The organism is Methylobacterium aquaticum (assembly GCF_016804325.1).
GTDB lineage: Bacteria > Pseudomonadota > Alphaproteobacteria > Rhizobiales > Beijerinckiaceae > Methylobacterium > Methylobacterium aquaticum_C.
The window spans coordinates 5,660,917-5,687,500 of record NZ_CP043627.1 but is presented as its reverse complement, the minus strand read 5'-3'; the positions used below and the strand labels follow the sequence as shown (position 1 = coordinate 5,687,500).

Below are 26,584 nucleotides of genomic sequence, written 5' to 3'. Positions count from 1 at the left end.
CCGCCCCTCCGCCGTGGTCTCGTCGTTGAAGATCGGCGGGTGGCACGGATGGGTGACGAAGTAGGTCAGGTCCGGCCGCTCCGGCAGGTGGCCGGCGAAGGGCGCCGCCGCATCGAGGATCACCACCATCGTTCCGGGCTTCAGCTTCGGTGACAGGGCATGGGAGACCCGGCCGATCAGCGTGTCGGGCACCGCCAGGACGACCACCTCGGCCCCGTCGAGGGCGGCGTCCGCCTCCATGCAGGCGAGGCCGAGCTCGCTCTGGAGCCGTTGGCGCCCGGCCTCGCCGACCTCCACGGGGGCGATCCGGAACTCGGAGGTCATCAGGTTGCGGGCGAGCCGCACGCCCATCTTCCCCCCGGCTCCGAACAGGGCGATCGTCTCGGTCATGGCGTCATCTCTCCCGCGAGCCGCTTCGTCCGGGCCTCTTGTCGGGCCACGGCGGCGGATCCGAGAGTGGCGGCGGACCGGGCCCGCGGCAATCGCTTTGTCGTCCGGGCCGCCGCGGGGTGAATGCCCGGCATGACCGACGAGGAGGACCGACGAATGACGAAGCGTGCCCGGCTCGCAGCGATCCTGACCTGTGCGTGGGGGCTCGGCCTGAATCCCGCCCTGGCGGAGGCTCCGGCCGCGTCGGCGGACGGCCCGCGGATCGTGTGGCGGATGCCGACCGAGTATCCCGCCAGCACCATGCCAGGCGAGGGGCTGGCCACCTTCGCGCGACTCGCGGCCGAGCGCAGCGGCGGACGGCTCGCGGTCGCGCCGAGCTTCGATGCCGAGGCGGGCTTGCGCTCCGGCGCGATGATCGGCGCGGTGGCGGCCGGCACGGTCGAGGCGGCGGATGCCTTCACCGGGCCGCTGGCGGCGGTCGATCCCATCTTCGCCCTCTCCTCCCTGCCCTTCCTGGCGACCTCGATCGAGGACGCGAAAGCCCTCGCGGCGATCGCCCAGCCGGCCTATGCCCGGGCATTGGCGGCGCATGGCCAGCGACTGCTCTACGTCACACCCTGGGCGCCGTCGGGGATCTGGTCGCGCCAGGTTCTCGACGAGGCCGCCGACCTGAAGGGTCTCAAGATTCGCACCTACGACGCGACCTCGACGACGGTGCTCGCCGCGGCCGGGGCTCAGGCCGTGAACCTGTCCCAGGCCGACGCGATCCCGCAGGTGAAGGCCGGTGCCGTCGACGCGATGCTCTCCTCCGGCGATGGCGGCGTCGGGCGCCGCCTGTGGGAGCAGCTGCCGCACTTCACGGCGGTGCAATACGCGATGCCGATCTCGGTCGCGGTGGTCTCGCGCTCCGCCTACGAGGCCCTGCCGGAGGCGTTGCGCCAGGCCGTCGACGCGGCGGCCGCCGAGACGGAGGCGCGGCAATGGGCGGCGATCCGCACCCGCCTCGACGAGAATTTTTCCCGCATGCGCCAGAACGGCGTCGTCATCGCCGACCCGCCCGCGCCGTCGATCACCGCCTTGCTCGCCAAGGCCGGCGAAGCGGCCGTGGCGGCCTGGGAGACGGAGACCGGGCCGGAGGGGGCGCGGATCCTCGCGGCCTATCGCGGGCGCTGACGCGTCTCATGCAATTTCCGCCTAATCGCTTCGCGATGCGGAAATCGGCTTCGCTCAAGCGTGTGAAGCCTACGGCTTCACCGCGCGGGCTTGTGATACCGACGGCCCGAGATGCCGACACATCGGGCCAGCGAGCCATCTCGAATTTTCGATGCCGGGCGAGAGCCTCGAGAAGAGTTCGAGAACGGAACCGAGGGTGGTGTTCTTTCGACCGTTGGTCTCACGCGTCCGCGGCAGCCCGCCGGCGCAAGCCCGCCTTCGCGGCCTCCATCCGCAGCCCGGCCTCGTCGGCGGTGAGGGACGGCGCCTGTCGGCCGAGCCTCGAGGCTTCGTCGAGGATCGCCACCGCCTCGGCCCAGGCCCCGGGCCAGAACAGGGCGGCGGCCTCGGCCGCGTCGGCGGCGGTGCGCGCATCGATCTCGGCAGCGAAGAGGGCGGCGCGGGAGACGGCCGCCGCGCGGGCGCCGCGCACCCAGGTACCCCGGCGGCCGGCGGCCTCGGCCAGAGAACCGGCGGACCAGGAGGCGTGCCGCGCCACGGTGACGGCCGCTTGCAGGTCGGTCGCGGCCCGGCAGGCGGCGGCGTGCTGCGCCAGCCCGGCCCGCTCCAGCACCGGCGGCAGCAGGCGGCGCACGCCCTCGCGCACGAGATGGGCGGTGCGCGCCGCCTCGACCTCCTCGGAATCGGCGGAGCCCGCGAGGCGCAGCACGAAGGCCATCAGCCGTGGGCGCTCGCCATCCGGCATCGCGTCGTTGAGGCCGAGCGCATAGGCCGCGAGCGGACCCGAGAAGCAGGGCGGGCAATCGGCCGAGGAGCGGATCGCCCGATAGGGCAGACCCGCCGCCACCACGGCCGCCTCGTTGATGCAGGTACCGCCATCCGGGCCCGGGAAGGCGTGCGAGCCCGGCAGAAGCCGCCAGTTCAGGATGGGGTCGAACAAGCCGGGCATGTACTCTCCCGCCGGGGTTTTTCAATCCGTGCTTCCGAAACTGGCAGGAATCCGGGTTGGGGGCGAGCCCTCTTCGCCGGTGCGGGCGCCCCACCGAGGCGAATGGGCCGGCCTGCGGCATCGCGCCTCCGCCCTGGCCGGATTGCGGAAACAGAACATATAGTGAACATTAACCGGGGGCCATCGAGTCGGCCGGGACGGGCCGGGGATCGAAGGAGAGAGGCACGGCAGGACGCGGTACCGCTTTCACTGCACCAACGGTTCCGAGTGCATTCTCGATGCGGAGGGCAGCCTCGTGCGCGGTCCGGGCGCCCTCGCCCGCCGCGCCCGGCAAGTCGCCGCGGCGGCGATGCGGAACCTCGGCCCGGGCGACGACGGGGCCGCGTGGCGGGTGAGCGTCCACGACCTGACCGGCCGGCAGGTATGGGTCGAGCCCTTCGTCGCGCATGGAATCGCGCTCGCGGCTTGAGGCCGCCCGTCGCATCAATCGCTCGCCAGGAAGGCGTCGTAGACGGCGCGGATGCGCGGCAGGTCCTCCGGTGGGGCCCAGGCCTCGACGATGCTGCGATAGGTCGGGCTCGGCCGTTCCTCCGTCAGCACCGCATCGATGCGCGCCACCACCTCGCGGCCCCAGGGCGTGCCGGCGCACATCACCGGGCGAAGACCGTCTCCGGCCCCTCCGCGAAGGGCAGGCCCACGAAGGCGCCCGGCTGCCCGAGCTGGCGCGCAAAGTAGATCATGCTGCTGGAATACTCGACGAGGTAGTCGAGGCGGTCGTTGAGCAGCATCCGGAAAGCTTCGCCGAACTCGGAATGGATCTGGCCCGGCGGGTGTTGCCGGAACAAGGCGTCGACCGCCGGGGCGATGGCGCGGTTGCGCAACACGCTGGTGCGCAAGGACCGATGGTCGGTGAGCAGGTCGCGCAGCGAGAGCTCCCCGAGCGCCGCGAAGCGGGCGCGGTCCGCCGCGCGCACGACGATACGCAGGGGATTGAACATCGCCACCGGGCGGGAGAACACCGCGAAGCCCTCGCGCTCGGGGGTCTTCACGCCGCCGACGAAGCACCATTCCTCGCCGCTCTTGAGCGAGGCGAGGATGCGTGGGAACGGCACGACCAGGGTGGAATGGGTGTAGCCGGTCATCCGCTCGCTCAGGAGCCGGCGGATCCGGTCGAAGATGCCGGTATTGCGCTCCTCGCCCTCGGTCATCATGAAGGGCGGGGAGTTGGAGGCCGTCCAGGTGATCTGCTTCCCCTCGGCCCTAGCCGGCCCCGCCAGGGCGAGAGCGACGACCAGACCGGCGAGACCGTGCCGCTTCTTCATGGCGTTCCCTGCGGAAGTTCCGAGCCGGTATCGGTCAGGGCAGGTCGCGTCGTCGAGATCAAGCCGAAACCCGCGGTCGATCGCCCGCCGGTTCAATCGCTTGCCAGGAAGCTGTCGTAGACGGTGCGGATGCGCGGCAGGTCCTCCGGCGCGGCCCAGGCCTCGACGATGCCGCGATAGGCCGAGCCCGGCCGTTCCTCCGCCAGCACCGCATCGATGCGCGCCACCACCTCGCGGCCCCAGGGCGTGCCGGCGCACATCACCCGGGCGAAGACCGGGTCGGGGCTCTCGGCGAAGGGCAGGCCCACGAAGGCGTTCGGCTCTCCGAACTGGCGGGCGTTGTAGGCCGCGATGCTGGAGAACTCGACGAGGTAGTCCAGCCGGTCGTTGAGCAGCATGCGGAATGCCTCGCCGAACTCGGAATGGATCTGGCCCGGCGGGTATTGCCGGAACAGCGCATCGACCGCCGGGGCGATGGCGCGGTTGCGCAGCATGCTGGTGCGCAATTCGCGGTGCTCGGTCAGCAGGTCGCGCAGGGACAAGGGCTCGAGCGCCTCGAAACGGGCGCGATTCGCCGCGCGCACGACGATGCGCAGGGGATAGAACATCGCCACCGGGCGCGAGAAGACCGCGAAGCCCTCGCGCTCGGGCGTCTTCACGCCGCCGACGAAGCACCAATCCTCGCCGTTCTTCATCGACGTGATGATGCGCGGGAACGGGACGTTCAGCGTGGAATGGGTGTAGCCGATCAGTCGCTCGCTCAGGAGCCGGCGGATCCGGTCGAAGATCCCGGCGTCGCGGTTCTCCCCCTCGGTCATCATGTAGGGCGGGGCATCGTAGACCGACCAGGTGATCGGCCGGGACATCGGCGTGTCCCTGACCTGCGCGTCCTGGGCACGGGCCGCCCCCGGGACCGCCAGGGCGAGCGCGACGACCAGACCGGCGAGACTGCGCCGCTTCACCATGACGTTTCCCGCTTTGTCACTTGGTTAGTCATAGGCCTTGGCCAGCATGGGACTTGGCCAGTCATGAGACTTGGCCAGCCATAGACCAATGCCGGTCTGATCTTGAAGATCGGGTTAAGTGACGGAATCTTCCCAGAATAACAACTCATCGATATGGCTTCTGCCGCACCTGCAATCCGAAATTGCGGGCGCGGTATCGTCCCCTCGGTGAGCCGCGTCGCGTGGACTGCGCCGACCGTCCCTCGCCTGCTCGTCGACCCGTCCGCTCGCAACGTCAGTCGCTCGCCAGGAAGGCGTCGTAGACGGCGCGGATGCCCGGCAGGTCCTCGGGTGCGGCCCAGGCCTCGACGATGCCGCGATAGGCCGGGCCCGGCCGTTCCTCCGCCAGCACCGCATCGATGCGCGCCACCACCTCACGGCCCCAGGGCGTGCCGGCGCACATCACCCGGGCGAAGACCGGATCGGGGCTCTCGGCGAAGGGAAGGCCCACGACATCGTCCGGCCGCCCGATTTGGCGGATGTGGTAGGCCGTGATGCTGGAGAAGTCGACGAGGTAGTCCAGCCGGTCGTTCATCAGCATCCGGTATGCCTCGATGAACCGGGCATAGGTCTGCCCCGGCGGGTATTGCCGGAACAGCGCGTCCACCGCCGGTGCGATGGCGCGGTCGCGCAGCACGCTGGTGCGCAACGCGCGGTGCTCGCTCAGGAGGTTGCGCAGGGAGAGCGGGCCGAGCGCCTCGAAGCGGGCGCGTTTCGAGGCATGCACGACGATGCGCAGGGGGTAGAACATCGCCACCGGGCGCGAGAAGACCGCGAAGTCCTCGCGCTCGGGGGTCTTCACGCCGCCGACGAAGCACCATTCCTCGCCATTCTTCAGCGAGGTCACGATGCGCGGGAACGGCACCGTCACGCTCGTGACCGCGTAATCGGTCAGTCGCTCGCCCAGGAGCCGGCGGATCCGGTCGAAGATGCCGGTCCCCCGATGCTCGCCCTCGGTGATCGTGAAGGGCGGCGCATCGAAGAGCGGCCAGGTCAGCGTTTTGCCCCCGGCCTGCGCCGTTCCGGGAGCGACGAAGCCGAGCGCGACGATCAGACCGGCGAGACCCCGCCACTTTCCCATGACATGTCCCGCTCGAGCGTTTTCCGACGGAGTGGATACCGGTTCGTTGCAGAAAATGCAGTAAAATCAGAGGCTTGGAGCACGTCGCGATGGCAGGGCGATCGCGACGCGGTCCAGACCGCTCGACCACGAACGAATGGCCGTCGTCCCTTCAAGATCGGGTTAATCGCGCCGGTGCCCGTCGAGGGCGACTGTGTCGAGGAAACGGTATCGTGATCGGGCGCCCCGGTCATCGATGCGGCTGCGGTGCCGCGGCGCTCTCATTCCTTGCCCGTCGTCCCGGTCGGCGGCACGATCCACGGCACCCGGCGCCACCGCGTCTCGCGCAGGGTGCGGTCGGCATAGGTGCCGGCCACCGCCTCCCGCCCGCCCTGGGCCGCGAGGTCGAGGACGAGCGCGCTGTGGATGAAGGCGAGGTGGCTGAAGGCCTGCGGGAAGTTGCCCAGGAAGGTGCGGTCCTCCGCCACCTCCTCGGCGTAGAGGCCGAGGTCGTTCTGGAGTGCCCGCAGGGCGTCGAACCGGGTCCTGGCCTCCTCGATCCGGCCGAGCCAGGCCAGCGCGTCGACGAGCCAGAAGGCGCAGATCAGGAAGGTGCCCTCGTGCCCCGGCAGCCCGTCGTCGTTGCGGTAGCGGTAGACGAGCGGGCCGTGGCCGAGGCGCGCGATCACCACCTCGACCGTGCGGGCGAAGACCGCCTCGTCGACCGGAAAACCCACCATCGGGGCGATCAGCAGGGCGGCGTCGGGATCGTCGCCGCCGACATATTGCGGGTAGTAGCCGTCCCGGGGGTGAATCCCCTCGCCGTTGACCCGGGCCACGATCGCGTCCCGCGCCTCGCACCAGTGCGGCCGCTCGCCGAACAGCCGGATCGCCCGGTCGACGGCGACCCAGTTCATGATCGCGGCGTGCAGGTAATGCTCCTCGGGCTTGCGCGGCTCCCACAGCCCGGCATCCGTCTCGTGCCAGTGCTCGGCGGCGAAATCGGCGAGCCGGATCGCCTGGCGCTCCATCGCCTCGGGGATGGTGCCGCCGAGGCTGCGATACAGGTGGATGAGGTCGAGCACCTGGCCGTAGGCGTCGCTCTGGTGCTGCTCGGCCGCCTCGTTGCCGTAGCGGACCGGGGCGCTCCCGCGCCAGCCCTCGAAATGCGCCGCTTCATGCTCGGTCAGATCGGTCTCGCCGGCGATGGCGTAGAGGGGGCGCAGGCCTCCCTCGCCGCGCTCGGCCAGCGTGCCGATGAAGCAGAAGAACGCCTCCGCTTCGGCCACCATGCCGAACTTCTTCAGGACGTAGAAGGACAGGCAGGCGTCGCGGATCCAGCAGAACCGGTAATCCCAGTTGCGGATGCCGCCGATCTCCTCCGGCAGCGAGGTGGTGGCCGCCGCCACGATCGCGCCGGAGGGCGCGTAGGTCAGCGCCTTGAGGGTGAGCGCGCTGCGCAGCAACTGGTCGCTGAGCGGCCCGTCATAGGCGGCGCCGGCCGACCAGCCGGTCCAGGCCCGGCGCGCCGTCTCCATCCATTCGCGCGGGCGCAATTCCGTGCGGGCCGCCGAACCGCCGGGATAGAGCGCGAAGGCCTGCTCGCCGCCATGCGCGATCGTGAACCGGGCCACCGCCCGCTCTCCCTCGATCGCCATGGGCAGATCGGCGATCAGGTCCGGCAGGCCCTCGGCGCCGGCCCCACCCGAGATGGGGCCGAGGGTGGGGAAGGATTCCGAGAAACCCGCCAGCGGCCGGTAGACCGCCCGCATCGGCACCGTGCCGGACACGCCGGAGACGAGGCGCACCAGGCAGGGCAGCGTCCCGCCCGGCTCGGGCGCGAGCATGAAGTCGTGCACCGTCGCCGCTCCGGTGGCGCAGGTGAAGGTGGTCTCGAGGATGTTGGTCCCCGGGAGATAGAGCCGGGCGCTCTCGAACGGCCCCTCGGGCGAAAGGGCGAAGAAGCCGCCGCGCCGGCGGTCGAGCAGGCGGGAGAAGACCGGAGGCGCATCGAACCGGTCGAGGCAGGCCCAGTCGATCGAGCCGTCGCGGGCGACGAGGGCGCAGCCGTGGCAGTTGCTGATGAGGCCGTAGGCCTCGATGGGCTGGTAGGGCCGCGCGTCCGGATCGTGCATGAAAGTCTCGGGCGAGAGGGGAGCCGGCGGGGAAGGCCGCAACAGGGGCCGGCATCGCCGCCCCCCGATGCCGCCCCTGCCCCAGCGGTATTGTGGACGAATCGCCTGGTTTTGCCGGGCGTTCCTGGCGCAGGGCGGAAATTTCGTTGCGGATGAACGCCGGGGTGAAAACGTGGCGTCCCGTCGTCGCCGGCGGTCCTGCAACAGTGCGGCCGGTCCTCGCCCCTCACCTCGTATCGAAGCCTTGTCGCGCACAGCGCCCGCCTTGACGCTCACGCCGGTGAACGACCTGGCGCCCGCACGGCCAGACCAAGCGGGGCAGTGCGGATCTGGCTTGACCAACGATACAGTCGCCGATCGATCGCTTCGCGATGCGGAAAGCGGCTTCGCGCAAGCGTGTGAAGCCTACGGCTTCACCGCGCGAGCTGTTGGTACGACATCCGGGAGTGACCTTCCGGATGTCGTATCATGCACGGCTCGCCGCGATCAGCGCCTCGGCGGCTCCTCTCAGCGAGCGGTTCGGCCCGTCGAGCCCGAAGATCTGCCCGCAGGCGAAGGCCCCCTCGACCAGCAGCAGCAGCGCGTCGGCGAGGCGTCCGGGCGCCTGCGCCCCGAGGGTGCCGGCGACCTCGGTCAGCCGGGCATGGAGCATGCGCTTGCCCTCGCACGCCGCCGCGCGGACCGGGTGGTCCGCCTCCGGGTACTCGACCACCGCGTTGGTGAGGCCGCAGCCGCGAAAGCCCGGCCGGGCGCTGCGCCGGGCGATGCCGTCGAGGAAGGCGAGAAGGCCGGCCTGCGGGTCGTCCGAATGGGCCGCCAGCGCCTCGTCGAGGCGCCCGCGCAGGCCCGCGTCGTAATCCTCCAGGCAGGCGACCACGAGGGCGTCCTTCGAGGCGAAGCCGCGATAGAGGCTGGGCTTGGTGACGCCTGCCCGGGCCACGATCTCGTCGACCCCGACGCCGCGAAAGCCGCGCGAGTAGAACAGCTCCCGGGCCGCCGCCCGGATCCGGTCGCCGGCCCGGACGGGTGCGCTCCCGTCATGCCCCTCTGCCATGTTCGACCCTTGACGATGTTACTGACCGGTACGTAACGTCGTAGCACGATTCGGGGAGGATGTCCCAGCATGAGTTCGACCGTGTCGCCGCCGGGCCTCGCCTCCCCGGCCCCGACGGCTCCCAGGCCCCGGCCCTTCGGCCGGAACTACGCCTTCGTGGTGGTGGGCGTGATCTTCCTGTGCCTGCTCGCGGCGGCGGGCCTGCGCGCCTCGCCGGGCGTGCTGATCCTGCCGCTGGAGCAGGCCTTCGGCTGGAGCCGCTCCACCACCTCCTTCGCGGCCGGGCTCGGCATCTTCCTGTACGGGCTCGTCGGCCCCTTCGCGGCGGCGCTGATGCAGAGCTTCGGCATCCGCCGCACGCTCCTCTGCGCGCTGGCGCTGATGGCGACCTCGACGGCCTTGAGCGCTCTCATGAGCGAGCCCTGGCACCTCATCGCCACCTGGGGCGTGCTGTCGGGCCTCGGCAGCGGCTGCGTCGCCATCGTGCTCGGCGCGACGGTCGTGAACCGCTGGTTTGCCGTGCGCCGCGGCCTGTTCATGGGGCTCCTCACCGCCAGCACCGCCACCGGCACGCTGATCTTCCTTCCCGGACTCGCGGCGATCGCGCAGGCCGGAGGCTGGCGGCCGGTGGTGCTCACCGTCGCCTGCGTCATCGCGGCCCTGATCCCCCTCGTCGCCTGGCTCCTGCCGGAGCGTCCCTCCGACATCGGCCTCACGCCCTACGGGGCTGCGCCGGGTACCGTCTCCGAGCCGCCGCGGCGCGCCAATCCGTTCAAGGCGGCGATCGACGGGCTGGTGCGGGCGAGCGCCAAGGGCGATTTCTGGCTGCTCTTCGGCACCTTCTTCATCTGCGGGCTCACCACCAACGGGCTGGTGGGCACCCACCTGATCTCGTTCTGCGCCGACCAGGGCATCCCGGAGGTGCGGGCCGCGGGCCTCCTCGCGCTGATGGGCGTGTTCGATCTCATCGGCACCACCGGCTCGGGCTGGCTCACCGACCGCTACGACCCGAGGAAGCTGCTCTTCGTCTATTACGGCCTGCGCGGCCTGTCGCTGATGGCGCTGCCCTTCACCGATTTCTCGTTCTACAGCCTGTCGATCTTTGCCGTGTTCTACGGCCTCGACTGGATCGCCACGGTGCCGCCGACGGTGCGGCTCGCCAACGAGGCCTTCGGCGAGCGCGACGCCCCGATCGTGTTCGGCTGGATCGCCGCCGGCCACCAGCTCGGGGCCGCCACCGCCGCCTTCGGCGCCGGCCTGGTGCGGGCGTCGGAAGGCCGCTACCTCGAGGCGTTCCTGGCGGCCGGGCTGACCGCCGTGATGGCCGCGCTGATGTCGCTCATGATCGGCCGGATGCGGCAGGCTTCGCCGGCGGCGGCATGAGGGTTACGCCGGACGCGCCACCGCGGCGCGGCCGGCTCCTGTTTTTCCGGGCTTTTTCCGGCTTTGCGCGCCTTGCCCTGGCCGGGGCGACCGGTCTACCCCATCTGTTCGGCGGGCCGGCGAGGCCCGCGACGTGAAGGCCGTTCTCCCGAGGTCATCGATGCTTACCGACACTCCCGCGGCCGGCCAGATTCCTGCGGACGCCCTGATCAAGGACACCACCACGGCGACCTTCCGCCAGGACGTGATGCAGGAATCCCTGCAGCAGCCGGTGCTGGTCGATTTCTGGGCGCCCTGGTGCGGGCCGTGCAAGCAGCTCACCCCGATCATCGAGAAAGCCGTCAAGGATGCAGGCGGCAAGGTGAAGCTCGTCAAGATGAACATCGACGAGCATCCCCAGATCGCCGGCCAGCTCGGCATCCAGTCGATCCCGGCGGTGATCGCGTTCCAGCGCGGCCAGCCGGTGGACGGCTTCATGGGCGCCCTGCCCGAGGGCCAGATCAAGGCCTTCATCGAGCGCCTGGTCGGCCCCCTCGGCCCGACCGCGGTCGAGGACCTGATGGCCGAGGCGCAAGGAGCCGCCGAGGCCGGCGACCCGGATGCCGCCGCCGAGATCTACGCCGCCGTGCTCGGCCAGGAGCCGGGCCATGCCGGCGCCATCGCGGCGCTCGCCCGCCTCCTCCTCGACCGCGACGACGTCGAGGGCGCCCGCCGCTTCCTCGAATCCGCCCCGCCCGAGGCCGCCAAGGACCCCGCCATCGCGGCGGTGAAGGCGGCGATCGAGCTCGCCGAGCAGGCGGCGTCGCTGGGCGACCTCGCCGGCTTCCAGCGCCGAATCGAGGCCGATCCGGCCGATTACCAGGCCCGGTTCGACCTCGCGCTCGGCCTCAACGCCAAGGGCCAGCAGCAGGAGGCGGTCGACCAGCTGATCGAGATCGTGCGCCGCGACCGGACCTGGAACGACGACGGCGCCCGCAAGCAGCTGCTCCAGCTGTTCGAGGCCTGGGGCCCGATGGACCCGATGACCATCCGCGGCCGGCGCAAGCTCTCGACGCTGATGTTCTCCTGACGCGGACAAAGTGCCTGTCCGGCGCGGCATTACGCCGGACAGGTATCCACGCCGGAGGGCGGCGCCCTAAGTGGCAGGCGTGCGATCCCGGGTCCGAGACGAGAGGGCCCGGGAGCCCTGATCGATCCGCGCGGGAGCGACGCCGATGAGCATGAACGTCGCCTACAAGGGCCCGGCCGACTGCCCGGCCGTGATCCCGGTCTTTCCCCTCCCCGGCGCGTTGCTGCTGCCGCGGGGCCAGATGCCGTTGAACATCTTCGAGCCGCGCTACCTCGCGATGGTGGACGATGCGCTCCGCACCGATCGGGTGATCGGCATGATCCAGCCGGATTCCGAATCCGGCGAGACCCCACTCGCGCCCAAGCTGTTTCGCGTCGGCTGCGCCGGCCGGGTGACCCAGTTCGCCGAGACGGGCGACGGCCGCTACCTGATCTCGCTCACCGGCATCGCCCGGTTCCGGATCGAGGAGGAGATGGCCACAACCACCGGCTATCGCCGCTGCAAGGTGACCTTCGCGCCGTTCGAGAGCGACTTCCATGCGCGGGCCGGCGAGGAGGCGGTCGATCGCGCAGGCGTCCTCAAGGCCCTTCGCGATTTCGTCGACGCCAACGACCTCAAGGTCGACTGGGCCGGCATCGAGGAGGCGCCGAACGAGGCGCTCGTCAACGCGCTCTGCATGATGAGCCCGTTCGGCCCGCGCGAGAAGCAGGCGATGCTGGAGGCCCCCGACCTCAAGACCCGGGCCGAGGTGCTGATCGCCGTGACCGAGATGGAGCTGGTGCGGGGATCGGGCGGCGAGCCGACGCTGCAATAGCCCACGCTTTGCGCTAAAGCCGTCGCACCGGACCCGATCGGCAAGGCGCCGCCGGGCCATTTCGAAGGACCACCCGTGACCGATTCCCCCCTCTCCGCCGAGGCCACCCGCATCGACCCGAAGCTGCTCGAGCTTCTGGTCTGCCCCCTGACCAAGGAGCGGCTGGACTACGATTCCGGGCGCCAGGAACTGATCAGCCGCTCGGCCAAGCTCGCCTACCCGATCCGCGACGGCATCCCGATCATGCTGCCGGAAGAGGCGCGGCCGCTGGCGGATTGAGGCTGGGCGGGGCGCATTTCCCTGAGGGCGGGATGCACGTTCGCGCTCCTGCCTGAGAGCCGGTTTGAGCGGAATACTTTTCCAAATCCCGCGAATAGTTGCAGAGTATCCTGTTTCTCCACCTCATCCTGAGGTGTTAGTCGATCGAAGATCGGCTGACCTCGAAGGAGGCCTCCAGGGACAGCGGCGACGTCTGGAGCCCTCCTTCGAGGTCAGTCCATCTCCGATGAACTGACACCTCAGGATGAGGTTGAGGGTTGGACATTTTCGAATTTTTCGATCTTATGGAAGACAAGCCAGACCAGATATACTCTGATAAGGACAGAAAGGCCCAGGCCAAATAGGACTTTCTTTGCCGGGACCCATGCGGCGAACAGCGGCCTATGAGGCACTGGTCTGACGAGATGGCACATACCCTCCTTCGCGTCTCCAGCGTGGCCGACTGGCAGAGCTACCATGATATACGGCGTTCGGTGTTGTGGCAGGAGCGCGGCCTCCATGGCTACGACGAATCCCGTCCCGAGGAGCGGCTTCTCCACCATCACCCCTTGCTGCTGAGATTCAACGGACGAGGAGCCGGTACGACAAGGCTCGATAACCTGCGCGATGGAACGGGTATCGCGCGGCTCGTTGCCGTATGCGCAGCCCTTCGGGGACAAGGCCACGGTCGCATCCTAGACACGATGGTCAAGGAATACGCAAACAAGCTTGGCCTCCACACCCTGTTCGTCAACGCTGCTGCGGACGCCTTAGGCTTCTATACGTCTACGGGTTGGGGTCGCCTCGTTCACAATCGACCACAGCTGCTGGAACAGGCTGACGAGTGCGTGCCAATGCAAATAACTATCGTCCGCTAAGCATCGAGTGCGGAATTTCGCTATCCATCGCATCGGATAGCTACCCGCCTGACCTGGAAGCCCGTTTTCGTCTGCTCGAATCCGGCTGCCTGGTAAAACGCCAGCGTGGCCGGCTTCGTCGAACCGGTCATCAGCATGACCTTGTAGCACCCCGCCTCCCAGGCACGGTCGATCGCCGCATTCAGGACCACCCGCCCGAACCCTGCGCCCCGATGATCGGCGTGGGTGACGACGTTCTCGATGAGCGCGTAGGGCTTCGCCCCGCGGGTCAGGTTCGGGATCACGACGAGGGTGCAGGTCGTGACCAGCGCATCATCGAGCACTCCCACCAGGACGACGCTGCCCTCGTAGCGGGCGAGCCGGTCGAGGGCAGCGACGGCATCCTCGGGCGCAGCGCGCACGTCATCGGCGTCGAGGTGGACGTACAGGTCGAGGAGACGGGGCAGGTCGGCCCGATCGACGGGCCGAATGACGAGGTCGGACATGACGTGGTCGTCCCCTGCCCTTCCCCGTTACGGACGGCGATCCGAGGCTGTCCCCTACTTCACCCCCGGCCCATAAGGCGGCCGCGGGATCGCCCGATGCGCCGCCCTGAGCGCCGCGGACCAGCGCTCGCGCAGGTCGTGGAAATACGGCTCGCCGGCCTCGATCCGGTGCAGGACCTCGGTGTCGCAGGTGTTGCGGCGGATCACCGTGAGGTCGATCGGCAGGCCGACGCCGAGATTTGACCGCATGGTCGAGTCCATCGAGACCAGGCCGACCTTGAGCGCATCGTAGATGTCGGTCTTGAAGGTCACCGCCCGGTCGAGGATCGGCTTGCCGTATTTGTGCTCACCGATCTGCAGGAACGGCGCGTCCTGGCTGCAGGCGATGAAGTTGCCGGCCGAGTAGATCATGTAGAGCCGCATCGGCCCGTCGCCGATCTGGCCACCGAACAGGAACGACACCTCGAAGCGCAGCTGCGCCGCCTCGAACCCGGCGCGCTCGATCGCCCGGACTTTCCGGATCGCGCGGCCGATGAGCTGGGCGGCGCGGAACATCGTCGGCGCGTCGTAGATCGTCTCCGGCTTGCCGGTATCCGGATCCTCGACGCCCTCGGTCAGGAGCGAGAGCACCGACTGGGTCACCGAGAGGTTGCCGGCCGAGGCCAAGGCCAGCACACGCTCGCCGGGCTTGGTGAACATGTGCAACTTGCGGTAGGTCGAGATGTCGTCGAGCCCCGCATTGGTGCGGGTATCGGCGATCATGACGAGACCCTCTTCGACCAGGATCCCGACGCAATAGGTCATCGCACACCGCCCCCCGGCGAGCCGTCATGCGGGCGGTCCGGCACCGCGCGCGGGCGCCACCCTGGCCCAGCCTGCCCGGCGAATCCAGCCGAATTCGCTTCCCCCAGGTGAGGTGGCCCGCCCCTATCGCGGCGGTGCCACAGGCACGTCAGCCCTGGGCCTGGCTCTGCGCGGCCGGAGCCTGCTGCGCCTGCGCGTGAGCCAGCTCCGTCCCGGCCTGCATCTTCTCGGGCTGATCCGTCTCAGGCTGGTCCTTGGCCCGGGCATCGTCGACCCGCACCCGGACCGTCATGGTCTCGGTGCCGCCGCCGGTGCGGCTGCCGCGGACCGGGGCGGCGTCGAGATAGTCGAGGCCGATCGCCACCCGCAGATGGGCTTCCGTCACGGCGATGCCGTGGGCGGGATCGAACCCGACCCAGCCGAGATCCGGCACCCGGGCCTCGACCCAGGCGTGGCCGGCCTCCTGCTCGGCGGTGTCGGGCCGCCAGTGATAGCCCGTGACGTAGCGCACCGGGATCTCGAGGTGGCGCGCCGCCGCGATGAAGACGTGGGCGACGTCCGGCGCCACGCCCTTGCCCAGGGCGAAGACCTCCGCCGCGGTGGTGGTGGCTCCGGTCGGGCCGGGGGCGTAATCGACCGCCTGGTGGACGCCGGCGAGCAGCCGGTGCAGCCGGTCGAGCGGGTCGGCGCTGTCGCCCACCGTCTCGTCGGCGAAGGTCCGGATCGCCTCGTCGGCGACGGCGAAGCGCGATTCGCGCAGGTAGAACGGATCGGGCAGCCACTCGGAGATGCCGCGCATCACCCCGTGGGTCTCGGTGGTCTCGACCTCGCCGGTGACCCGGATGGTCATCGCCTCTTCGAGTCCATCGGCGCTGAAGACGTGGACGACGTTGCCGAAGCCGTCCTCGCGCCGGCTCAGGCGGCCGTCGACGGTCGGCTCGATGCGCCAAGCGCGCACGTGCTGGCCGTCATGGTCGCGCGGGGTGAGCCGCAGCATCTGGATCAGGCCCCGGGCCGGGCTGTCGTAGCGGTAAACCGTCTCGTGGACGACGCGGATACGCATGGGGTCGCGATGCTCGCTGTCACGCAAAAGCTTTGAGCTGTGCGGGGCGGTCATACACCGTCCCGCGAATGGGCGAAACCGCCCGGACGTGGCAGGCCGTCAGCCCAGATACTGCTCGACGATCGCCGCCCCGAGCCGGTTGTTCTCGGCGATGAACGCCTCGATGAACTCGTGCAGGCCGGAGGCGAAGATCTCGTCCACCGTGGTGTCGTCGAGCTTGGCCAGCATGCCGCGGGCGAGGCGCTGGCTCGGGCCCCGCCTGCCATAGGAATCGGCGATGCGGTCGAGGTTGTTGACCAGCATCTCGTAGCAATTGGCGAGCGAGCGCGGCATCTCGCGGTTGAGGATCAGGAGGTCGGCCACCAGCCAGGGCTTGATGCTCTCGCGGTAGACCCAGTGATAGGCGGTCAGCGCCGAGACCTCGCGCAGGATCGTGGTCCACTGGAAGTAGTCGAGGCTGCCGCCGACCCGCTCGGTCTCGGGCAGAAGCACGTGGTACTTCACGTCGAGGATGCGGGCGGTGTTGTCGGCGCGCTCGATGGCGATGCCGAGCCGGGTGAACCAGTAGGCGTCGTTGCGCAGCATCGTGCGGTAGGCCGAGCCGTCGAAAGCGAGCGACACGCCCTTCACCCAGTCGAGGAAGCGGGCAAATTCCTCCCGGGTCATGTCCCGGCCCTCGAAGCTGCGCAGGTGCAGGTAGGCCTCGTTGATCGCCTCCCACATCTCGCTGGTCAGCGCCGTGCGGACGCTGCGGGCATTCTCCCGGGCAGTCTGGAGGCAAGAGCGGATCGAGGACGGGTTGTTCGGGCTGAAGGCCAGGAAGTCGCGGACGGTGTGCTCGTTGACGCTGTCGTAGAGCGGACGAAAGAGATCGATGTTGCCGGCCGAGGCCAGGGCCGATTCCCACTCGTTCGCTTCGCCGCCGCCGTAATTGGCCGGCAGGGCGGAGAGGCGCAGGGCCGCGTCGAGGATGCGGGCGACGAAGTCGGCACGCTCGGCGTAGCGCGAGAGCCAGTACAGGTTGTCGGCGGTGCGGGAGAGCATGGCGGGCAGATGGCTCACGCTGTGGGTGGTGCGGGCGGACCGGGCCTCCGGCTCGGTCCTGTTCTCACGAGCGAAGAGGGCCGCTCAGCCGTCGAGCACCCAGGTGTCCTTGGTGCCGCCGCCCTGGCTCGAATTGACCACGAGCGAGCCCTCCTTGAGGGCGACCCGGGTCAGGCCGCCGGGCACGATGCGGATGTCGTCGGCGCCCGAGAGCACGAAGGGCCGCAGGTCGACGTGGCGGGGCGCGACGCCGGAGGCGACGAAGGTCGGGCAGGTCGAGAGAGCGAGCGTCGGCTGGGCGATGAAGCCGTCGGGCGCGTGCCGCAGCTTGCGGCCGAATTCCTCGATCTCGCGCTTGGTGGCGTGAGGGCCCACCAGCATGCCGTAGCCGCCCGAGCCGTTGACCTCCTTGACGACGAGATCGCCGAGATTGGCGAGCACGTAGGACAAGGCCTCCTTCTCGCGGCAGCGATAGGTCGGCACGTTGTGCAGGATCGGCTCCTCGCCGGTGAAGAAGCGCACGATCTCCGGCATGTAGCTGTAGACCGCCTTGTCGTCGGCGATGCCGGTGCCGACCGCGTTGGCGAGCGTCACGCTGCCGCTCTGGTAGGCGCTCATCAGGCCGGGCACGCCCAGCACCGAATCGGGCCGGAACACCAGGGGATCGAGGAAGTCGTCGTCGATGCGCCGGTAGATCACGTCGACGCGCCGCGGCCCCTCGGTGGTCCGCATGTAGACCACGTCGTCCTTGGTGAAGAGGTCCGAGGCCTCGACCAGGTCGACGCCGAGCTTGTCGGCCAGGAACGAGTGCTCGTAGAAGGCCGAGTTGAACCGTCCCGGCGTCAGCAGCACCACGCTCGGGTCGCGGGCGGCGCGCATCGGCGCCAAGCTGCGCAGGGTCGCGAGCAGGGCGTCCGGATAGGCCTCGACCGGGGAAACCCGGTGCTTGGAGAACAGCTCGGGGAAGAGCCGCAGCATCACCTCGCGGTTCTCCAGCATGTAGGAGACCCCGGACGGCGTGCGGGCATTGTCCTCCAGCACGAAGAACTGGTCTTCGCCGGTGCGCACGATGTCGATGCCGGCGATGTGGACGTACTTGCCGTGCGGCACCTCGAAATCCCGCATCTCCAGCCGGTAATGCGGGTTGCGGAAGACGAGGTCGCCCGGGATGATCCCGGCCTTGATGCAGTCCTGCGGGCCGTAGATGTCGGCCAGGAACATGTTGAGCGCGGTGACGCGCTGCTTCAGGCCACGCTCCAGGAAGCTCCATTCGGGCTTGGTCAGCACCCGGGGGATGATGTCGAACGGGATCAGCCGCTCGGTCGATTCGTTGTCGCCATAGACCGCGAAGGTGATCCCGATCCGGCGGAAGAACAATTCCGCCTGGCTGCGCCGCGTGTCGAAGTGCTCGGGCGGAGTATTGTCGAGCCAGGTCTTGAGTGCCGCGTACGCCTCGCGCACGGCGGCCGGGTCCAGTCCGCTCTCCTGGATTCCCGTCATCTCGTCGAACGCGCTGAGCGGCATGGGCGTCCCTCTGTTTGCCCCGAAGCTAGACGCAAGACGGGGGCCAAGGCAAAGGAAATGCGTCCTCTGCGCAAAGGCTCCCCCGACTTTGCGCTGGGTCATGCCCGATGGTGCGGATCGCACCGCGAGCGGGGCAATTTTGCTTAAATTTTCAGCAATTCGCCGGATGGTGGAGGACCGCAACCGGGGTTCGACGGGCCCGAGGCGGGGGCGAATCACACCGTGGGCTGCCGCCCCATCAGCCTCGCCTTCCAGCTCAGCGCCGGCCGCTCGACGAGGCGCCAGGACAGGGCCGCCACCGCGAGGGTGAGGAGAAGCGAGGGCGGCAGCAGCCACCAGGCCGAGACCGCGGGGAACAGCGCGTGCAGGCTCTGCTGGATCGGCCAGCCGTAGAGATAGGTGCCGTAGGAGAGGTCGGCCCGCGGGTCGAGCGCCGGGTGGCGCACCGGGGGGGCCAGGCCGAGGCAGAGGATGCCGTAAGCCTCGGCGAGGAAGAGCATGGGCGTGTACAGGGCGGTGCCGTGCAGGAGGGCCGCCAGGGCGAGCAGCGCGAAGGCCAGCGGCCAGCTCAGGCGGGCACGGTCGGCATAGAGGAAGAGCGCCGCGCCGGTGGCGAAGATCAGCGGCAGGCGCATGGACGTCTCGAGGCCCTTCGGCATCCCGCCCGCGCGCAGGCCGGCAAGCGTGAGGGCCACGAACAACCCGGCGACCAGGAGCGGGCAGAGCCAGCGCCAGCGCAGAGTTCCCAAGAGTCCAGCCGCCAACAGGCCGAGATAGCACAGCACCTCGTATTTGAGCGTCCAGACCGTGCCCATCGGGAAGCGGAACGGGTTTTCCGAAAAGACCCCCGGCAGGGCGGCGTTGCTCTTGAAGGTGGTGAGCGTCCCTTCGATGAACCGCCACAGGCCCGGATCGGCCCAGTAGGCCGCGAGGTCGAGGCGGGTCATCAGGCTGCCGAGGCCGAGCGCCACGATGAGGGTCGCGGCCACCAGCCCGGGAACGATGCGCAGCGCCCGGGCGACGACGTAGTCGCGCGGGCCGCGGCGCATCAGGCTCATGGTGACGAGGAAGCCCGAGACGGCGAAGAAGCCGTTCACTGCGTGCTCGCCCAGCGTGTAGCCGGTGGCCTGCGTCAGCGGCTCGTCGAGGAGGGCGCCGGTGGTGACGCTGAAGGCGTGCGAGACCACGACGAGGAGCGCCAGGGCCAGCCGGACCGCCCCGAAGGCGTTGTGCGGGCGGGCCAGGCCGTCGGCGACCGTCACCACGGCGCGACCTCCTGCGGCGGCCGCTCCGACAGCCCCTCCTGCGCCAGCGCGGTGCGGCCCTTGCGGGCCGCCCAGGCGCCGGCGACCGAGCCGCCGTAGCGCTCAATCCCGGAGCGGCGGAAGGCCAGGGCGGCGAGCAGCGCCTTGATCCCGTTCTTCGCCAGCATCGCCCCGGTCGGGTCGGGCAGGCCGTATTTGCGCGAGACGTAAGCCCGCGACCAGGCCTGGTGCCAGCGCGAGCGGCGCACCCGGCCGGGCTCGGGCGCGCTCGACGCGCCGCGGCCGTGGAGCGCCACGGCGCCGTGGACGTGGATCAGCGCCCTGCCCCCGTCGGCGATCCGCCGGCAGAGGTCGTCATCCTCGTAGAACAGGAAGATGTTGGGGTCGAACCCGCCAAGGGAGAGGAACAGGTCGCGGCGTACCATCAAGCAGGCGCCGGACAGGAACGGCGCGCAGGCATCGGCCTCCGGCGGATGGCGTTGGCCGCCCGGATTGGTGAGGTAGGGGCTCAGCAGCGAGCGCGGCTGGAAGAAGAAGCGCCCGTCCGGCTCGACGATGCGGGGCGCGAACAGCCCCGCATCGGGATAGGCCTCGGCCGCGGCGAGCAGGGCGTCGGCACTCCCTGGCTGCAGCTCGACGTCGGGGTTGACGATCAGCGCGTATTCCGCCCGCCCCGCCGCCCAGATGCCGGCATTGTTCGCCCGGCCGTAGCCCTCGTTGCGGGAGAGCCGCAGCACCCTCGCCCCGAGCGACGCGGCGAGGTCCGCCGAGCCGTCGCGGCTGGCATTGTCGACGACGAGGGCCGGGACGTGCTCGCGGGCGAGCGCCGCGAGGCAGGCCGGCAACACGCCGGCACTGTCATGCGCGACGACGACCGCGACGAGACCGGGCACGTCCGCCGATCAGCCCTGCTTCTGCGGCAGGTTGAGGCGGATATGCAGCTCGCGCAGCTGCTTGGTGGTCACCTCGGACGGCGCGTTCATCATCAGGTCCTCGGCGCGCTGGTTCATCGGGAACAGCACCACCTCGCGGATGTTCGGCTCGTTGCAGAGCAGCATCACGATGCGGTCGACACCCGGGGCGATGCCGCCGTGCGGCGGCGCGCCGAGCTTCAGCGCGTTCAGCATGCCGCCGAACTTCGCCTCCAGCACCTCCTTCGGGTAGCCGGCGAGGCCGAAGGCCTTCTCCATCACCTCGGGGCGGTGGTTACGGATCGCGCCCGAGGAGAGCTCGATGCCGTTGCAGACGATGTCGTACTGGAACGCCTTGATGCCGAGGATCGTCGCGTGGTCCTCGGGGTCGAGGGCCATGAAGGCCTCGTGGTCGAAATTCGGCATCGAGAACGGGTTGTGCGAGAAATCGACCCGCTTCTCGTCCTCGTTCCACTCGTACATCGGGAAGTCGGTGATCCAGCAGAAGGCGAACTGGTCCTTGTCGGACAGGGCGAGCTCGTCGCCGACGCGGATGCGCGCCTTGCCGGCGAGCCCGGCCGCCTTCGCCTCGGGTCCGGCGGAGAAGAACACCGCGTCGCCGGCCTTGATGCCGGCCTTGGCGGCGATGGCCGCCTGCGCCTCGGCCGGGATGAACTTGGCGATCGGACCGCGGCCGGCGAGCTGTCCGCCCTCCTCCTCGAACACGATGTAGCCGAGGCCGGGCGCGCCCTCGGAGCGGGCCCAGTCGTTGAGCTTGTCGAAGAACGAGCGCGGCTGCGAGGCCGCCCCCGGGGCCGGCACGGCGCGGACGACGCCGCCGGCCTTGATGGCGTTCTTGAACGCGTTGAAGGTCACGTCCTCGCGCAGGAATTCCTGCGTCACGTCGGCGATGACGAGCGGGTTGCGCAGGTCCGGCTTGTCGACGCCGTATTTCAGCATCGCCTCGGCGTAGGGGATGCGCACGAAGCTCGGCGACACCCGCTTGCCGTCGGCGAATTCCTCGAAGACCGAGCGCAGGACCGGCTCCACCGCCTGGAACACGTCTTCCTGGGTGACGAAGCTCATCTCGATGTCGAGCTGGTAGAACTCGCCCGGCGAGCGGTCGGCCCGGGCGTCCTCGTCGCGGAAGCAGGGCGCGATCTGGAAGTACCGGTCGAAGCCGGCGATCATCGTCAGCTGCTTGAACTGCTGCGGGGCCTGCGGCAGGGCGTAGAACTTGCCCGGATGCAGGCGCGACGGCACCAGGAAGTCGCGGGCGCCCTCCGGCGACGAGGCGGTGAGGATCGGGGTCTGGAACTCGAAGAACCCGCCCTCGCGCATCCGCCGGCGCAGCGAATCGATGATCGCGCCGCGGCGCATGATGTTGGCGTGCAGCTTCTCGCGGCGCAGGTCGAGGAAGCGGTACTTGAGCCGCGTCTCCTCGGGGTAGTCCTGGTCGCCGAAGACCGGCATCGGCAATTCGGCGGCGGCGCCCAGCACTTCGAGGTCGGTGATGTAGACCTCGACCGCGCCGGTCGGGAGGTCCGCGTTCTCGGTGCCGGCCGGCCGCTGGCGCACCCGCCCGTCGATCCGGATCACCCATTCCGAGCGCACGGCTTCCGCCGCCTTGAAGGCCGCGGAATCGGCGTCGATCACGCATTGCGTGATGCCGTAATGGTCGCGCAGGTCGATGAACAGCACGCCGCCATGGTCGCGGACGCGGTGGCACCAGCCGGAGAGGCGGACGGTCGCGCCGACGTCGGACGGGCGGAGCGCCCCGCAGGTATGGGAACGATAGCGGTGCATGGGCGTGTCTTGGCTGTCCAGAAGCTCGGCTGTCTCGACCGGGCCCGAGACCGGGCGCGCGGGCGGGCCGCCGGCGGGAAATGGCTCCCGGCACCCATTCGCGAAGGGGGGAGCGAAGTCAAGCGCGGGCCCCCGGCGCAGGTGCGCCCATGCTTGCGGAACAAACGACGAACAACTATATTATCCCCATGGATCAGCACAGCTTTTTCGGCTCCGTCGAGCCGCCCACCGATACCCTGCCCGATCCGCCGTGGGATGCGCCCACGGCGCGCCACACGCCGCGACCGGAGGCCCGCGCCATGCCGACTGAGAGCAAGGACACGTTCGTCGAGCGCCAGTTCATCGAGCGCCAGGACGGTGCCTGGCGGGTGCTGCCGATCGAGGGCCGGTTCGAACTCGTCTACGAGGACGGCAGCGGCGCCTGGAGCGTGCGCCGGCTGCAAGCGCGCGAACTGAAGATCGGCCCGGGCCGCGTGCTGGTCGGCGGCACCGACCGCGACCGGGACGGCTACCGGGGCTTTCGCGCCGACCGCATCCATCGCCTGACCGACCGGGATACCGGCGAGCAGGTGGAGCGCAACATCCTCGACTGGCTCACCCGCCGGGCGGAAGGCACGCGGCGGGCCCGCGCGGCGGCCCTGCGCCGGGATTCGCGCCGGAGCGGGCGGCGCGCCGCATGATTTTCGGGTCCCACGGCGCCCAATCCCCATAACCCACGGTGCCGGTCTCTCGCTCTCGGCGGCGGGCTCCGCTATAGCCGGATCCATGAAGCTGATTACTTCGACGGAAGAACTCGCCTCCGCCTGCGCGCGCTTCGCCACGCAACCCTTCGTGACCGTCGACACGGAGTTCATGCGCGAGACGACCTATTATCCGAAGCTGTGCCTGATCCAGATCGCGGCACCGGACGGGTCGACCGCGCTCGTCGATCCGCTGGCGCCCGAGATCGACCTCGCGCCGTTCTTCGCCCTCATGGGCGACGAAGGCGTGCTGAAGGTCTTCCACTCGGCCCGGCAGGACCTCGAGATCATCTGGCTGCTCGGCGGGTTGCTGCCGCAGCCGTTCTTCGACACGCAGGTCGCCGCGATGGTCTGCGGCTACGGCGACTCGGTGTCGTACGAGCAGCTGGTCAACGACGTCGCCAAGGCGAAGATCGACAAGTCGTCGCGCTTCACCGACTGGTCGCGCCGACCGCTCTCGGACGCGCAGCTGAGCTACGCCCTGTCGGACGTCACGCACCTCATCAAAGTGTATGAGGCGCTGGGCAAGGAGCTGGTCGCCACCGACCGCGGCGCCTGGCTCGACGAGGAGATGGCGGTCCTCACCTCCCCCGATACCTACAAGGCCGATCCGGACCAGGCCTGGAAGCGCCTGAGCTCCCGGATGCGCAAGGCCCGCGAGATCGCAGTGCTGATGGAGGTGGCGGCCTGGCGCGAGCGCGAGGCGCAGAGCCGCAACGTGCCGCGCGGGCGCATCCTGAAGGACGAGGCGGTGATCGACATCGCCACCTCGGCGCCGCGCAGCGTCGAGGCCCTGGGGCGGCTACGCACGATCCCCGCCGGGTTCGAGCGCTCGCGCACCGGCGCCGACATTCTTACCGCCGTCGAGCGCGGCCTGTCCCGCGAGCCCTCCACGGTGCCGACCCCCGAGCGCGGCCGCGCCCGCAGCGGCGGCAACGGGGCGCTCGTCGAGCTGCTCAAGGTGCTGCTGAAGGCGGTCTGCGAGGACGAGCGGGTGGCGCCGAAGATCATCGCCACCGTCGACGACCTCGAGGCGCTCGCCGAGGACGACGCGGCCGACGTGCCGGTGCTGCACGGCTGGCGCCGCGGGTTGTTCGGCGAGAAGGCGCTGGCGCTGAAGGCCGGGCGTCTGGCGCTCTCGGCGGAGGGCGGGCGCGTGGTGGTGCGGGAGTTGCCGTGAGGGGTGATGGGGCTGGTCGGGGGCGAGTGAAGGCGGCTGTTCGGCTCTCTCGACAATATCGACCAGCCTCCGCGTCATTCCGGGGCCGCGGAGCGGAGCCCGGAATCCAGAACCGCTGATCGTACAGAATGAAACGGAGAGCGTTCCGCCTCTTTCTCGAGAACCTGAGCGTCTGGATTCCGGGCTCCGCTGCGCGGCCCCGGAATGACGCGGAGACCATGAATTCTGGGAGAGCCAACCACAATAGCTATCCCTGATCGCATCTTACACGCGGCAATACTCCTCCATCCCCTCCACCAGCGCATCGAACACCATCCGGCAGCGGCGCAACGAGCGCAAGTCTTCGTGCATCACCACGAAGGTCGGCAGTTCCCAGACGATCTCCGGCAATACCCGGATCAGGTCCGGGTCGCGGGCGGCGAGCGTCGTGTGGCAGGCGCCGAGGCCGAAGCCGGCCCGGAGCGCCGCGAGTTGCGCCAGCGTGCTGTCGCTGCGCCAGGCGAAGGGCGTCTCGCCGAGCGCGGGCGCCGCCCGCATCATCGCCCGCAGGAACGGCGTCTCGGCGTCGAAGCCGATCACGCTGTGCCGCGCCAGATCCGCCGGAATTTCGGGCAGGCCGCGCCGGTCCCGGTAGCGGCGATGGCCGTAGAGGCCCAGGCTCACCGTGCCGACTCGACGCGCCACCAGCGCCGCTTGCGTCGGCGGCGCCATGCGCAGGGCGATGTCGGCGTCGCGCCGCAGCAGGTCCTGCATCCGGTCGGAGAGGACCACGTCGAGGGCGAGGCCCGAATGGCGCGCGTGCAGGGTGGCCAGGATCGGCGGCAGCACCTCGGCGCCGACCACCTCGGACGCGGTGATCCGCACCCGGCCGGACACTCCGTCCGCCTCCGCCGCCACCGCCCGGCGCAGGGCCTCCGCGGTCGCCTTCAGGGAGCGCGCATAGGGCGCAAGGGTCAGGGCGGCCTCGGTCGGCGCGAGGCCGGTGGGCGAGCGGGTGAACAGCGCGGTCCCCAGAGCCTGCTCCAGGGCCGCGACCTGCCGGCCGAGGGTCGGCTGCGTCAGGCCCAGCACCCGCGCGGCGCCGGACAACGAGCCCTCCTCCAGCACGGCGAGCGCGGCACGATAATGGTCCCAGCTCGGTTCGGTCATACGAAACCGTATAGCGGCTCACCGCACTTGGGCAATTTTCGCCATCCCTTTCCCCTGGCACATCCCCGCCGACGGCGAACGAGGAGCGCGCGATGACGACGAGGACGGCCCTGGTGCTGGGTGCGACGGGCGGGGTGGGCGGCGCGGCGGCGCGGCGCCTCCTGAGCGAGGGCTGGACGGTGCGGGCCCTGCACCGCGACCCGGGCCGCGTCGCCCGAGAGGGTCTCGCCCATGAGGCGGACGGGCTCGCCTGGACGAGGGGCGACGCGATGGTGCCCGGCGACGTGGTCGCGGCCGCCGCGGGCGTGTCGCTGATCGTGCATGCGGTCAACCCGCCGGGCTACCGCGACTGGGACCGGCTGGTCCTGCCGATGCTCGATGCCTCGATCGCCGCCGCCCGGGCGACCGGGGCCCGCCTGATCCTGCCCGGCAACGTCTACGTCTACGGCCGCGATGCCGGCCCGAACCCGGGTGCCGACGCCCCGCAGACGCCCCGGACCGCCAAGGGCCGCATCCGCATCGCCATGGAGGACAGCCTGCGCGAGTCCGGCGTGCGCAGCCTGATCCTGCGGGCCGGCGACTTCTTCGGCCCGCGCACCACCGCCAATTCCTGGTTCTCCACCGCCCTGGTGCGGCCGGGACGGCCGGTGCGGACGGTCCTCGATCCCGGCATCGCGGGAATCGGCCACCAATGGGCCTACCTGCCCGACGTCGCCGAGACGATGGTGCGGCTGGCCGGGCGCGAGGCGGACCTGCCCCTTTTCGCGACCTTCAACATGGACGGGCATTGGGACCCGGACGGCCGGCAGATGATCGCCGCCATCGCCCGCGCGGTCGGTAGCGAGGTGAAAGTGCGGCGTTTCCCCTGGGGCCTCCTGCCGGTCGCCGCGCCGTTCTGGCCGCTGGCCCGGGAGATCCGCGAGATGCGCTACCTGTGGCGGGAGCCGCTGCGGATGGACAATGCCGGGCTGGTGGGTTTCCTCGGGCACGAGCCGCACACCCCGCTCGACGAGGCGGTCCGGGCGACGCTGGCGGGGCTGGGATGTCTCGCGGACGGGCGCGCGGGCTGAGACGCGATCCGGCCCCGCTGGCAGCCGTGCCGTCCGAGCGGTATGCAGCACCCC

The 26,584-nt window shown here is 70.0% G+C and carries 27 protein-coding genes (1 of these 27 cut by a window edge); 10 read left to right on the top strand and 17 right to left on the bottom strand.

The features are described from left to right. Nucleotides 1-390: the 5' portion of a phosphogluconate dehydrogenase C-terminal domain-containing protein gene (locus F1D61_RS26100; RefSeq protein WP_203155051.1), read on the bottom strand. It extends 441 nt beyond the left edge of the window; the window shows 390 of its 831 coding nt (coding positions 1-390); its start codon is at nt 388-390; its stop codon lies beyond the left edge, outside the window. A gap of 156 nt (nt 391-546) precedes the next feature. On the opposite strand from F1D61_RS26100, the gene F1D61_RS26095 reads away from it, so the two are divergent. Further along, nucleotides 547-1,563, top strand: a complete 1,017-nt coding sequence (locus tag F1D61_RS26095) for a TRAP transporter substrate-binding protein (RefSeq protein WP_203155050.1) — start codon at nt 547-549, stop codon at nt 1,561-1,563. Between the two features lie 220 nt (nt 1,564-1,783). Here the strand turns inward: F1D61_RS26095 and F1D61_RS26090 are convergent, their stop codons facing one another. After that, entirely contained in the window at nt 1,784-2,512 is a 729-nt protein-coding gene (locus F1D61_RS26090; RefSeq protein ID WP_203155049.1) for a hypothetical protein, read from the bottom strand. Between the two features lie 208 nt (nt 2,513-2,720). Between F1D61_RS26090 and F1D61_RS26085 the strand changes: the two genes are divergently transcribed. After that, the gene (locus tag F1D61_RS26085) at nt 2,721-2,981 is read left to right on the top strand and encodes a DUF6894 family protein (RefSeq protein WP_203159283.1); all 261 of its coding nucleotides are present in this window, start codon (nt 2,721-2,723) and stop codon (nt 2,979-2,981) included. 14 nt (nt 2,982-2,995) lie between these two features. On the opposite strand, the gene F1D61_RS26080 is transcribed toward F1D61_RS26085, so the two are convergent. The 6 genes from F1D61_RS26080 to F1D61_RS26055 form a co-directional block, all read right to left on the bottom strand. Continuing rightward, nucleotides 2,996-3,166, bottom strand: a complete 171-nt coding sequence (locus F1D61_RS26080) for a hypothetical protein (RefSeq protein ID WP_203155048.1) — start codon at nt 3,164-3,166, stop codon at nt 2,996-2,998. Continuing rightward, on the bottom strand, nt 3,163-3,834 hold the full coding sequence (locus F1D61_RS26075) for a transporter substrate-binding domain-containing protein (RefSeq protein ID WP_203155047.1): 672 nt from the start codon (nt 3,832-3,834) through the stop codon (nt 3,163-3,165). The genes F1D61_RS26080 and F1D61_RS26075 overlap by 4 nt, the downstream gene beginning before the upstream one ends. A 92-nt stretch (nt 3,835-3,926) precedes the next feature. Continuing rightward, complete coding sequence (locus F1D61_RS26070; RefSeq protein ID WP_203155046.1) at nt 3,927-4,799, bottom strand: transporter substrate-binding domain-containing protein; 873 nt, start codon at nt 4,797-4,799, stop codon at nt 3,927-3,929. A 274-nt stretch (nt 4,800-5,073) separates the two neighbouring features. Beyond that, entirely contained in the window at nt 5,074-5,919 is an 846-nt protein-coding gene (locus F1D61_RS26065; protein WP_203155045.1) for a transporter substrate-binding domain-containing protein, read from the bottom strand. A 260-nt stretch (nt 5,920-6,179) separates the two neighbouring features. Beyond that, a complete protein-coding gene (locus F1D61_RS26060) occupies nt 6,180-8,033 on the bottom strand; it encodes a glycoside hydrolase family 15 protein (RefSeq protein WP_203155044.1) in 1,854 nt (617 codons plus the stop codon). 466 nt (nt 8,034-8,499) lie between these two features. After that, complete coding sequence (locus F1D61_RS26055; RefSeq protein ID WP_203155043.1) at nt 8,500-9,087, bottom strand: TetR/AcrR family transcriptional regulator; 588 nt, start codon at nt 9,085-9,087, stop codon at nt 8,500-8,502. A 69-nt stretch (nt 9,088-9,156) separates the two neighbouring features. Between F1D61_RS26055 and F1D61_RS26050 the strand changes: the two genes are divergently transcribed. From F1D61_RS26050 to F1D61_RS35460, 5 genes are all read left to right on the top strand, one after another. Next, the gene (locus tag F1D61_RS26050; protein ID WP_203155042.1) at nt 9,157-10,470 is read left to right on the top strand and encodes an MFS transporter; all 1,314 of its coding nucleotides are present in this window, start codon (nt 9,157-9,159) and stop codon (nt 10,468-10,470) included. Nucleotides 10,471-10,630: 160 nt separating this feature from the next. Next, entirely contained in the window at nt 10,631-11,539 is a 909-nt protein-coding gene (gene trxA / locus F1D61_RS26045; RefSeq protein ID WP_203155041.1) for a thioredoxin, read from the top strand. 145 nt (nt 11,540-11,684) lie between these two features. Beyond that, nucleotides 11,685-12,353 (top strand): LON peptidase substrate-binding domain-containing protein, encoded by a 669-nt coding sequence (locus F1D61_RS26040; RefSeq protein ID WP_203155040.1) that lies wholly within the window; start codon nt 11,685-11,687, stop codon nt 12,351-12,353. Between the two features lie 75 nt (nt 12,354-12,428). Further along, the gene (locus F1D61_RS26035) at nt 12,429-12,632 is read left to right on the top strand and encodes a Trm112 family protein (RefSeq protein ID WP_203155039.1); all 204 of its coding nucleotides are present in this window, start codon (nt 12,429-12,431) and stop codon (nt 12,630-12,632) included. Nucleotides 12,633-13,015: 383 nt separating this feature from the next. Then, complete coding sequence (locus F1D61_RS35460) at nt 13,016-13,489, top strand: GNAT family N-acetyltransferase (RefSeq protein ID WP_432443178.1); 474 nt, start codon at nt 13,016-13,018, stop codon at nt 13,487-13,489. Nucleotides 13,490-13,509: 20 nt separating this feature from the next. Here the strand turns inward: F1D61_RS35460 and F1D61_RS26025 are convergent, their stop codons facing one another. From F1D61_RS26025 to aspS, 8 genes are all read right to left on the bottom strand, one after another. Then, nucleotides 13,510-13,974 carry a GNAT family N-acetyltransferase gene (locus F1D61_RS26025; protein ID WP_203155037.1) on the bottom strand — a complete coding sequence of 155 codons (465 nt, stop codon included), beginning with the start codon at nt 13,972-13,974 and terminating at the stop codon, nt 13,510-13,512. Between the two features lie 54 nt (nt 13,975-14,028). Beyond that, nucleotides 14,029-14,778: a peptidase gene (locus F1D61_RS26020; RefSeq protein ID WP_203155036.1), complete on the bottom strand. Its 750-nt coding sequence runs from the start codon at nt 14,776-14,778 to the stop codon at nt 14,029-14,031. Between the two features lie 148 nt (nt 14,779-14,926). Further along, nucleotides 14,927-15,841 carry a transglutaminase family protein gene (locus F1D61_RS26015; protein WP_203155035.1) on the bottom strand — a complete coding sequence of 305 codons (915 nt, stop codon included), beginning with the start codon at nt 15,839-15,841 and terminating at the stop codon, nt 14,927-14,929. A 99-nt stretch (nt 15,842-15,940) separates the two neighbouring features. After that, entirely contained in the window at nt 15,941-16,885 is a 945-nt protein-coding gene (locus F1D61_RS26010) for an alpha-E domain-containing protein (protein ID WP_203159282.1), read from the bottom strand. An 84-nt stretch (nt 16,886-16,969) separates the two neighbouring features. After that, nucleotides 16,970-18,409 (bottom strand): circularly permuted type 2 ATP-grasp protein, encoded by a 1,440-nt coding sequence (locus F1D61_RS26005; RefSeq protein ID WP_203155034.1) that lies wholly within the window; start codon nt 18,407-18,409, stop codon nt 16,970-16,972. Nucleotides 18,410-18,624: 215 nt separating this feature from the next. Further along, nucleotides 18,625-19,674, bottom strand: coding sequence for an acyltransferase family protein (locus tag F1D61_RS26000; RefSeq protein ID WP_203155033.1), 1,050 nt, complete (start codon nt 19,672-19,674; stop codon nt 18,625-18,627). Further along, on the bottom strand, nt 19,668-20,567 hold the full coding sequence (locus F1D61_RS25995) for a glycosyltransferase family 2 protein (protein ID WP_203155032.1): 900 nt from the start codon (nt 20,565-20,567) through the stop codon (nt 19,668-19,670). Before F1D61_RS25995 ends, F1D61_RS26000 begins: the two co-directional genes overlap by 7 nt. Before the next feature lie 9 nt (nt 20,568-20,576). Next, nucleotides 20,577-22,391 (bottom strand): aspartate--tRNA ligase, encoded by a 1,815-nt coding sequence (gene aspS, locus F1D61_RS25990; RefSeq protein WP_203155031.1) that lies wholly within the window; start codon nt 22,389-22,391, stop codon nt 20,577-20,579. Nucleotides 22,392-22,690: 299 nt separating this feature from the next. Between aspS and F1D61_RS25985 the strand changes: the two genes are divergently transcribed. Both F1D61_RS25985 and rnd read left to right on the top strand, forming a co-directional pair. Further along, nucleotides 22,691-23,071 carry a hypothetical protein gene (locus F1D61_RS25985; RefSeq protein ID WP_203155030.1) on the top strand — a complete coding sequence of 127 codons (381 nt, stop codon included), beginning with the start codon at nt 22,691-22,693 and terminating at the stop codon, nt 23,069-23,071. An 85-nt stretch (nt 23,072-23,156) separates the two neighbouring features. Then, complete coding sequence (gene rnd / locus F1D61_RS25980) at nt 23,157-24,311, top strand: ribonuclease D (protein ID WP_203155029.1); 1,155 nt, start codon at nt 23,157-23,159, stop codon at nt 24,309-24,311. Nucleotides 24,312-24,575: 264 nt separating this feature from the next. Here rnd and F1D61_RS25975 read toward each other — a convergent pair whose 3' ends face one another. Continuing rightward, on the bottom strand, nt 24,576-25,460 hold the full coding sequence (locus F1D61_RS25975; RefSeq protein ID WP_203155028.1) for a LysR family transcriptional regulator: 885 nt from the start codon (nt 25,458-25,460) through the stop codon (nt 24,576-24,578). A gap of 92 nt (nt 25,461-25,552) precedes the next feature. Here F1D61_RS25975 and F1D61_RS25970 point away from each other — a divergent pair, with 92 nt between their 5' ends. After that, a complete protein-coding gene (locus F1D61_RS25970; protein ID WP_203155027.1) occupies nt 25,553-26,530 on the top strand; it encodes an NAD(P)H-binding protein in 978 nt (325 codons plus the stop codon). Nucleotides 26,531-26,584 lie beyond the last annotated feature (54 nt).